Annotated in this window: 6 protein-coding genes and 2 pseudogenes; 5 read left to right on the forward strand and 3 right to left on the reverse strand. The window is 62.1% G+C overall.

Going from position 1 to position 8,992, the window contains the following annotated elements; genetic code table 11:
- Positions 1–4: 4 nt before the first annotated feature.
- Both HWY30_RS24550 and HWY30_RS24555 read left to right on the forward strand, forming a co-directional pair.
- Entirely contained in the window at positions 5–1,438 is a 1,434-nt protein-coding gene (locus HWY30_RS24550; protein ID WP_244144983.1) for a metallophosphoesterase family protein, read from the forward strand.
- Positions 1,439–1,664: 226 nt separating this feature from the next.
- Positions 1,665–3,911 (forward strand): sensor domain-containing protein, encoded by a 2,247-nt coding sequence (locus HWY30_RS24555; protein WP_244144984.1) that lies wholly within the window; start codon positions 1,665–1,667, stop codon positions 3,909–3,911.
- A gap of 102 nt (positions 3,912–4,013) precedes the next feature.
- Here HWY30_RS24555 and HWY30_RS24560 read toward each other — a convergent pair whose 3' ends face one another.
- A complete protein-coding gene (locus tag HWY30_RS24560) occupies positions 4,014–4,268 on the reverse strand; it encodes a DUF4148 domain-containing protein (protein WP_090806651.1) in 255 nt (84 codons plus the stop codon).
- Between the two features lie 50 nt (positions 4,269–4,318).
- Here HWY30_RS24560 and HWY30_RS24565 point away from each other — a divergent pair, with 50 nt between their 5' ends.
- The 3 genes from HWY30_RS24565 to HWY30_RS24575 all read left to right on the forward strand — a co-directional run bounded on the left by HWY30_RS24565 (position 4,319) and on the right by HWY30_RS24575 (position 7,190).
- Positions 4,319–4,552, forward strand: coding sequence for a hypothetical protein (locus HWY30_RS24565; RefSeq protein ID WP_090806653.1), 234 nt, complete (start codon positions 4,319–4,321; stop codon positions 4,550–4,552).
- Positions 4,553–4,611: 59 nt separating this feature from the next.
- Positions 4,612–6,372 carry a tannase/feruloyl esterase family alpha/beta hydrolase gene (locus HWY30_RS24570; protein ID WP_244144985.1) on the forward strand — a complete coding sequence of 587 codons (1,761 nt, stop codon included), beginning with the start codon at positions 4,612–4,614 and terminating at the stop codon, positions 6,370–6,372.
- A 224-nt stretch (positions 6,373–6,596) separates the two neighbouring features.
- On the forward strand, positions 6,597–7,190 hold the full coding sequence (locus HWY30_RS24575) for a ParB-like protein (RefSeq protein ID WP_090806655.1): 594 nt from the start codon (positions 6,597–6,599) through the stop codon (positions 7,188–7,190).
- Between the two features lie 13 nt (positions 7,191–7,203).
- Here the strand turns inward: HWY30_RS24575 and tssJ are convergent.
- Positions 7,204–7,724, reverse strand: a pseudogene (gene tssJ / locus HWY30_RS24580) (type VI secretion system lipoprotein TssJ).
- 23 nt (positions 7,725–7,747) lie between these two features.
- A pseudogene (gene tssG / locus HWY30_RS24585) lies at positions 7,748–8,425 on the reverse strand (type VI secretion system baseplate subunit TssG); the annotation flags it as partial.
- Positions 8,426–8,992 lie beyond the last annotated feature (567 nt).

Genomic DNA, 8,992 nt, shown 5'->3' on the forward strand with positions numbered 1-8,992 from the left:
GCAAATGCCGAAAAAGCGTTCAGATGAATCGTCAGCCGCACGCGGCAACCGCAGCGACAGGATTCTCGCCGCGCCCGTTTTCTCGCAACCGCAACCCACGCCGGACCCGCAAACTTTCGTGGTCAGGCACGCATCCGATGCCGCAGCCTACAAGGTCATCGACGAACTGAACCGCGAGCACAAGCTGAAGGCGCTGCCGTTTCCGCCACCGCGCGGCGGCACCGAGCCCCGGCTGACGTTTGCGGAGGTGGTGGACAACAACCAGAAGCTCCTCGATACGATCAGCGCGAACGGACAGATCGTCTTTCACGCCACCGGCGATTGCGGCGGTACGAAAGGTCCGGCCACCCAGAATGAAGTTTCGGACAAGATGGTCAGCGACTTCGACGAAGCCGATCCCGCCGAGGTGCCGCAATTCAACTTCCTGCTGGGCGACATCGTCTACAGCTTTGGCGAAGCGCAGTATTACTACGATCAGTTCTATGATCCGTACCGCAACTATCATGCGCCGATTCTCGCCGCTGCCGGCAACCACGACGGAATGGTTTCGCCGTTGCAGCATGAGAAGAGCCTGCAGGCGTTTCTGAGGAACTTCTGCTCCGACTGCTTCCAGGTCTCTCCCGATGCGGGCAACCTTTCACGGACGGCGCAAATTCAGCCAGGCGTTTTCTTCACGTTCGAGGCGCCGTTCGTGCGCATCATTGCGTTGTACAGCAATACGCTCGAGGACCCAGGCGTGATCGCGGACCGTCACATCGGCAACAGCCAGTTGAAGTTCCTGAAAGCGGCGTTATTGCGAGTGAAGAAAGAGAACTATCGAGGCGCCCTGCTTTTCGCGCATCACCATCCGCCCTATGTGGCGCGTGGCCGTCATGGCTGGAGCGTCGAAATGCAACAGCAGATCGATACGGTTTGCAATGAAGTCGGTATCTGGCCGCATGCCGACCTCGCGGGACACGCGCACAACTATCAGCGCTTTACGCGAACCCGTTCCGATGGCACCCACATCCCTTACATCGTTTGCGGGAACGGCGGTCACGCCGTACAGCGACTCACCACCAACGGACAACCGCCCCTTCGCGCGCCGCAGCTGATCCAGGCTGCGTCGAAAGACACGGATGCCGTGGTCCTCGAAAGCTACGACGACCGCAACTTCGGCTATTTACGGCTCGTCGCCAACGCGAGGCAACTGCGTATCGAATACCATCCCGCCGTTGACGGACCCAACACGAAGACCCCCGACGATCAGGTGACCATCGATCTGGCCACCCGGCAGGTCGCTCACTACGTGGCTCGCGACTCGGGAATACCCGCTCTTGCGGAGCGCATTCGTCAGTTCGCGCAGGTCAAGCCCACCAAGGCTGATGGGCGCGCAATCCGCCCCCGATCTGATGCGAACCGCGGTTCCCGCGCGTTTCCCCGCATTAAAGATTGGTGACTTCCTACCGTAATAATAAAAGTGAGGCGGCTCGCAGCGTTCGAGCCGTCGCTCAACCCGGTAGTCGGAGAACAGCGTGAGATTCAAAGCGACTTCGTGCCCTAAAGAAACCAAACCGATTGAGTCCCGGGTCGATAGCGACGCACATGCCAATGGCTGGTCAGCCCGCAACCAGCAGTTTCTTTCCTATTTCCTGTCGCGGTACGGTCAACGCAGGACCATACCGTTGTCGAGTCTCTGCATTGCCGTCGTTGCCGGCGTTGGCATCGGTGCTCTTGTGCATCAGGCGGCCGGTGAAGCGGCGATTACCCTACGTGTCGCATTGTCGATGGTGTCGGGCGTTGCCGGCCTCGCGATCGTTCGTCGCAAACTCGGCCTGGATTACGCGCGGCAAAGCGCCGCCACCGCACTGGCGAGCGGGCTTCTGCACGCGAATCGCGACTGCCTGAAGGTGCTCGCTACCGACGGAAAAATGCTGCGGGTGTCGGAGCATGGCGCGATGTTGATGGAAGCGGAGTCACCGGAGCAACTGTCCGGCTCGGACTGGCTCGCATTCTGGACCGGCGAGGACCGCACGGCGGCCGAGAAGGCTTTGGCGGGCGCCGTTTCCGGCAAGAGCACATCGTTCACTGGAAGCTGCGCGACGACGAGGGGGCGTACCAGGTGGTGGAACTCCACGCTCACGCCAGTGACGGGCGACGACGGCGCGGTGAGCGCGCTGCTTTGTGCTTCCGAGGACGTCACCCAGCAATCCGAGCTGTTGAAGACACTGCGCGAACGCGATGAATTGATGCATGAGATGGAGTTGCATGTCCGGCTCGTGTTCTATTCGTATAGCTCGCATTTTGAACACTGTCATCATGTCAGCGCAGGTGTCGAAAGCGTGTTCGGCATTACGCCTCAAGAGCTTGGCAACAGGCCTTCCGCGTGGCTCGATCTCGTGGTGCCGGAGGATCTGGAGCCATTGCTCGCCGAGATGAACCGCGTCGCGTCCGAAGTGGCGGAAGGTCGCGTCGAATACCGCATCCGCCGTCCGGATGGTTGCCTGCGCTGGATCAGAAGCACGGCCTATCCCGTGTGCGACGGCTCCGCGAACGTGGTGCGCATCGTCGGTGTCAGCGAAGACATCACGCTGGAACAGGAACGCCTCGCGGCGCTCGACCGTCTGGCCTACACCGATGGTCTGACGGGTTTGGCTAACCGGGGCGCGCTGATCCGCCAGATGAAGACGCTTTGCAGGCAGAACGTCGCCTTCAGTCTGATGTTCGTCGATCTCGACCGATTCAAGGTCCTGAACGATACGCTGGGCCATACGGCCGCTGACCGTCTGTTGCAGGACATCGCCAAAGTCATTCAGGGAGCGCTTGCGCCGGATGCCTGTGTAGCGCGCCTCGGCGGAGACGAGTTCGCGGTGATCGTCAGGGGCGAGAGCGACAAGGCCACGTTGGCGAGCCTGGCGCAGTCTCTGCTGAACCTGTTTTCAAGCGACGTTCGCAAAGACCACGCTGCGCCATTCGTCACGGCGTCGATCGGCATATCGATCTTTCCCGAGCACGGCCGCGATCACGAGGCGCTGCTGACGAGCGCGGATATCGCGATGTATGCGGCGAAAAAAGGCGGTCGCAACGGCTTCCGGTTTGCCGACGAAGCATCCAGCGATGTGCTCGGCGATTTCGAACTCGAGTGCAATCTGCCCACGGCGCTGGCGTCGAACCAATTCGTGCTGCATTTCCAGGGTATTCATGAGCCAGCCTCTCTGGCGGTGAAAGGCGTCGAAGCACTGGTTCGATGGAATCATCCAGCACGAGGCCTGGTGGGTCCGGGCAGCTTCATTCCGATCCTCGAAGAAAGCGGGTTCATCGTCGAAGTCGGGGCATGGGTCGTGGACGCGGCCCTCGCTCAACTGGCCGTCTGGCAGGCCGCCGGCAGGAAAGAACTGTCCATGTCGGTGAACGTGTCCGCGCGTCAGCTCAGGGATGACTCGCTTGTCGCCATAGTCGACCAGGCGCTGCGAAAACACCGGGTGCCGCCGCGCTGCCTCCAGATCGAATTGACCGAAAGTGCGTTGATGGAAAACCCCTCACTCGCGCAGGCAACGCTGATGGCGCTCAAGCGGCTTGGCGTGCGCATCGCCATCGACGACTTCGGAACGGGATACTCGAGCCTGCGTTATCTGGCCGATTTTTCGCCGGACATCGTCAAGATCGACCGCTCGTTTACGGCAACGCTGGGACGCGACGCGGCGGCCGCCTCGATCGTTCGGGGCATCATTCAGATGTCGCACGAACTCGGCATCAAAGTGACAGCCGAAGGTGTCGAAACGAATCAACAGCTGCATGCGCTGCGCGACGCAGGCTGCGACTACGTGCAAGGGTTCTTTTTGACGAAGCCGATGAATGCGGAGAATCTGGTTCAGTGCGAAAGCTTCGTGCCTTTGTCCGCAGCGGGAGCAACGAGCGACTGCTCCCACTGACGAACAGCTCCGCGACGACCGGGCGCAATTAGCGATTGGCGGCCTCGACCTACATACGATGACGCAGCCAACCCGGTTCCATTCCGGGTCTCGCCTTTGCCCTCAATGCGTGCGCACCGGTTGCCCGCTCTGTCCCGCACTCATCGCCGCGCCCCTTTCCGCTCGATGCATGGCCGCGACCTTCGCTTTGGCAGCTTGAATGTCGGCGGGATACGAACCGTCGTCGCCGACCGACGGGTTATATCCGGCCGCTTCCAGCTCCTCGAGTTCGTGCATGACTTCCGCGCGGGTGACTTGATGAGGTTCGGGCTCCGACGCAGTTTGCGCATACAGGCTCGCCGAATTGGCCATCAACATCGCACCGGCTTCGCAGTGTCGAGCGAGTACGACACTCTGGCGTGCCCGCGATGACGATTCGGCGCGCGTTGCGTGAGTTAGCGACTATGATTGATTGGTTGATTTTGGCCGACCGGAACCACATCGACAGGCCGATGAAAGACTTCTACCAAATCGAATACAAGTGCGGATATGCGGTGTCGGGCGGTATTGCGCGCAAGACGCGACGTGGCGTTGCGCACGCGGTGGCCGCGCCGTTGGCAAAAACAATAAAGGTCAAAGGTCATGGGTACGTCATGGCATAGGGGGCTGATGCCGCGACGTCCGGTGCCGTCTCCAGGCCTCATTGGAAGGAGACACGGCGATGAACTTGAGCAGAGAGTCGTGGCGCGCGCGTGGGCGCGTGCCGTCGTGGGTGGGGGCGTGCTGTGTGCTGGCGCTGTGCGCCATGTGGAGCCACGGCGCGTACGCGGGTTCGACAGCAGGACAATGCCAGGGCGAGGCATGCAAAAGGCACGAGCCGCCACCCCGATCGAAACTCAGCTGTCCGAATCTGAATGGATTGACCATCCGCGCCCGTGAGATCGGTCTGCCGACGACAGGCGCCGTCGTCACCTCGACGACCCAGGTGGCGGCGAGCGGCAGCGGCGCGACGGCTACCGGATCGTACTGCCTCGTGGCCGGCGCGATTCATCCGGTCGATCCATCCGCGCCAGACATCCTGTTCAACGTCGCGTTGCCGGACCAGTGGAACGGCAAGATCCTGATGCTCGGCGGCGGGGGTTTCGACGGCTCGATTCCCGCCATCACAGGTAACGTGCCGAGCGCGCCGGCGGCTCTGCCGGGACCGTTGTCGCGCGGCTACGCGGTGTTCGCGAGCGATTCCGGGCACGAGGCGAGCAACGGTTCGGTGAACGGCGCGTTCTCCGTCAACGCCGAGGCCTACGACAACTTCATGGGAGAAGCGCTGAAGAAAACGCATGACGCCTCGCTCGTGACCATCGACGCGCATTACGGCACGCATCCGTCCAGGGCGTATTTCGCGGGCGGCTCAACTGGCGGGCGCGAGGCACTGACCGTCGCGCAGCGCTGGCCGCGCGACTGGGACGGCATCATCGCGTTCTATCCCGCGTACGACTTTACGACGCTGAGCCTTCAGCAATTGCGCGTGACCGAAGGCTTCGCAGCGCCCGGCGCGTATCTCGACACAGCGCAGCGCGCGCTGCTGCTCAACGCGGTCATGCAGGCTTGCGACGGACTCGACGGTGTAGTCGACGGTCTCATCAGCAACGTGCAGGCGTGCAATGCGACGTTCAACCCGGCGACGGCCAGCGTCGACGGCAAGCCTTTGCGTTGCGCCGGCGGTATCGCGCGCGGCGACACGTGCCTGTCGGACCGGCAGATCGCGGCGCTGAACACGATGAACACGCCGCTCGTGTTTGCGTACCCGCTCGAAAGCGGCGAAACGCTGTATCCCGGCTATAACGTGTATGGCGCCGATCTCGGGGTGGGCAGCAGTTCACCGCTCGAAGGCACCGTCACGACGCTCGCGCTCGGCACGACGCAGCCGTCGTATCCGCTGCAAAGCACCGCGATGTTCGACGGCCAGATCGCCGACGACTTCGTCCGCTACACGGTGATGGACGACCCGGACGCAGACTCGCTGCAGTACAACCCCGCGATTGCCGGTCGATGGTCCGGCCGCGTCAGCATGCTGTCGGGGCTTGACGCGACCGATGCGAACCTGACGCCCTTCATGCAGCACGGCGGCAAGTTGCTGATGGCGCACGGCACCGTCGATCAGACCGTCAGCACGCGGGCAACCGAGATCTACTATCAGCGCATGCTGGTGACGATGGGCTTTGGCGCGGTCGGCTCGTTCGCGCGCTTCTATGAGATTCCGGGGCTGCAGCACGCGGTCGGCACCGAGTTCAATGCGTCGTGGGACTCGCTGACGACGCTGGAGAACTGGGTCGAGCACGGCACACCGCCGGCGCATCAGGTGGTCACCGATACGGAGGGTGTGCCGGGACGCACGCGGCCGCTATGCCAGTATCCGGCGTGGCCCAGCTATAACGGCGCGGGCGACGTGAACAGCGCGAGCTCGTTTACCTGCGTGCAGTGAAGCCGGTCATGGAGAGGCTTGCCGGTCGCGGCGCTAACTGGATGAATCGACATCGTGCCGGAATCGACCAGGCCTGCCGCGTCTGATGCGGATTGTCTGGTCAGCGATCCGGTGCTGTGTGTGGACGATGCGCCGTAGACGTCTGGCGGAAAGTGGGCGACGCCTCGCCCGGGGGCATGAAATTTGCGGGAGCCGCGTCATCGCATCCAGACAAGGAGACCGACATGGACACGCGGCAAATCGAAGAGCTCCGTCCCACACAAATGACCCACGGCGCGCGGGAGGTCCGCGAAAAAGCCCGCCAATACCGGTCCCTGAGCAGCCATGACCTGGAGATGGCCATCGCCGAAAAGCCGATACCGGTCGTCTGCGGACCCAACGGCATACCGTTTGCGATCGATCATCACCATGTGGCGGCGGCGCTGTGGCAGGTGGGCGTGCGCGCGGTTCCGGTCGTGCTGGTGCGAGATCTTTCCTCGTCTACGTGGGCGTCGTTCTGGCTCAGCATGGAAAACCAACGATGGACCTTTCCGTATGACGCGCAAGGCATGCGCCGGCCGTTTGCCGAATTGGCGGAGCACGTGTGGGAAATGAAGGACGATGAATACCGAAGCCTCGCGGCAGCGGTCCGCGATGCCGGCGGCTATGAAAAAACCAGTGTCCCGCTGGAAGAATTTCGCTGGGCCGACTTCTTTCGCGCGACGTTGCCGCGGCCCGATAGCGACGAAAAGTTCACAGCTTTGCTCAAGGAAGCCTTGAAGCTGGCCAGGAGCGACTCTGCATTGGGGCTACCGGGCTATCTCGGTCGCACGGATTGAGTCGGCGGTCCACTTAATCGTGGGCCGCTCTGCCCGCCGGCACTAGAAACTGATCCATCAACGAGATCTTCAACGGCTTGTCCGCATCGAGCTTCTTCTTCTCGATCAATACTTCCAACCATCCCCGCTACCCGGATTGCGATAGAACGCGACGACCGCCACATAGTTCGTGTCGGCCCGCATCGGTTGCGACAGGCTTGCCGACGCACCGGGATTCAGCACCGATGCCATGCTCGCCTGCAAGTCCTGCGCGAGCACCGTGCGGTCGTTCTTCAGCAGATCCTCGTACGACGCCCCATCGAACATCTTGCGGTCCTTCAGCTGATACACGCGCACCGCGACCGATGTCGCACGACCAGCATCGTCGGGGTTCAGCGCTTCGCGCGCGGACAGATCGATGTCGAGCACCTTGATCTGCTTGAAAAACACCGCGTGATAAGCGCTCGACGACGCGTCCGATACGGATTGCCAGGCGCCGCATGCCGACAGCAGCGCGACGGACGCAAGGATGGAAACGGTAAAACGAAGGTTCATCAATGGTCCTTTCGGCGCGTCGTTCATGACGCGGCATGAGTCAGGTACGGATTGGCGGCGGGCTTCGGAAGCGCCCGATAGACCCCGTGTGCGACGTCGATCAGGCGTTCGTTCACGGCAGGCAGCACGGTCGTCCAGCCGAGGCGCGGCGCGGGTCCGGCCGACGACGTCAGCGGCTGCGGCTCGCCCGCGCGCGCGAGCGCGGGAAAGAACTCATCGACGCGCACGTCCGCGCCGGGCACCGCGAGCGCGATCACGCCCGCGAGCCCTTCAGGTGTGCGCGTTCGCTGGATCAGCAGGCCGAGCAGCGCGAGCATCCGCGAATCGCACAAGCCGGCGCGTTGCGGCTTGTTGCCCCAGCCAAAGCCGGCGAGGCACAACAGATTGCGCGAATGCGCATCGCTGCCGCCCGCGCGAAAGCTTTCCGGATAGCGGTACTTCTTCCACGCCCGATACAGCAGCGTGACGAAACGATGATTGAACTGATCGAGAAAGGCCTCGACCGCTTCGTGCCCTTCCTCGCGCATCACGATCTCGTCGATCATGTGCGACGGCATCGCCGCGTCGACGCCGTAAAGACCCATGAACGTCGTGCGCACGGTCGGCGCCGCGGCATTGACCAGGGAATCCGGATCAGCAGCGAATTCGACTGCGGCGATCTCGCCCGCCGGAAATCCTGTGCGCGCTGCTAATCGAATCCGACGCTACGATTCAGATCTATTCGGGAATTCGCCGGTCGATTCGACCGCGACATTTGTTCACAGTTGCTCGGCGGATAACTGGCTATAGTGGGCAAGGTCGATCACGGGTCCGATCGACCTTCCCAGACAGGCATTGAGTCTGTCCTTCGGCAGCCTCGATCACGCCTCGTGTTCGAGGCTTTTTTCCTTGCTGCTCCATTAGCAAGCGATCACGTGGCCAGTGTGCCGTCCGCCGCATTCATGCGCGCGGGCCGTTCATGAGGATCGGGACTATCGGTCTGAGTCGTCCCCGCGACGGAGACAATAATGGCAAACAGAAAAGATTTTCGAATAAGCATTATTTGTTCCGCTTGCTTTTTCACCCGCATTTGACACAGCCGACATAAATCGCGAGCTAAACATGCTCTTTTCGTGCGGATGTGGCAGTGCATTACCGAGCGCACGCAATGTCGACTGAATCGGGTAGGAGGCGGGGTTGCCCCCGCCGTCCTCCCACAACACCGGACGTACGGATCACGTATCCGGCGTTTCCTGACGACTGGATTGCTCCAGCGAGCTTCGTTTCGT

Source organism: Paraburkholderia tuberum STM678 (assembly GCF_902833905.1).
Classification (GTDB): Bacteria; Pseudomonadota; Gammaproteobacteria; order Burkholderiales; family Burkholderiaceae; genus Paraburkholderia; species Paraburkholderia tuberum.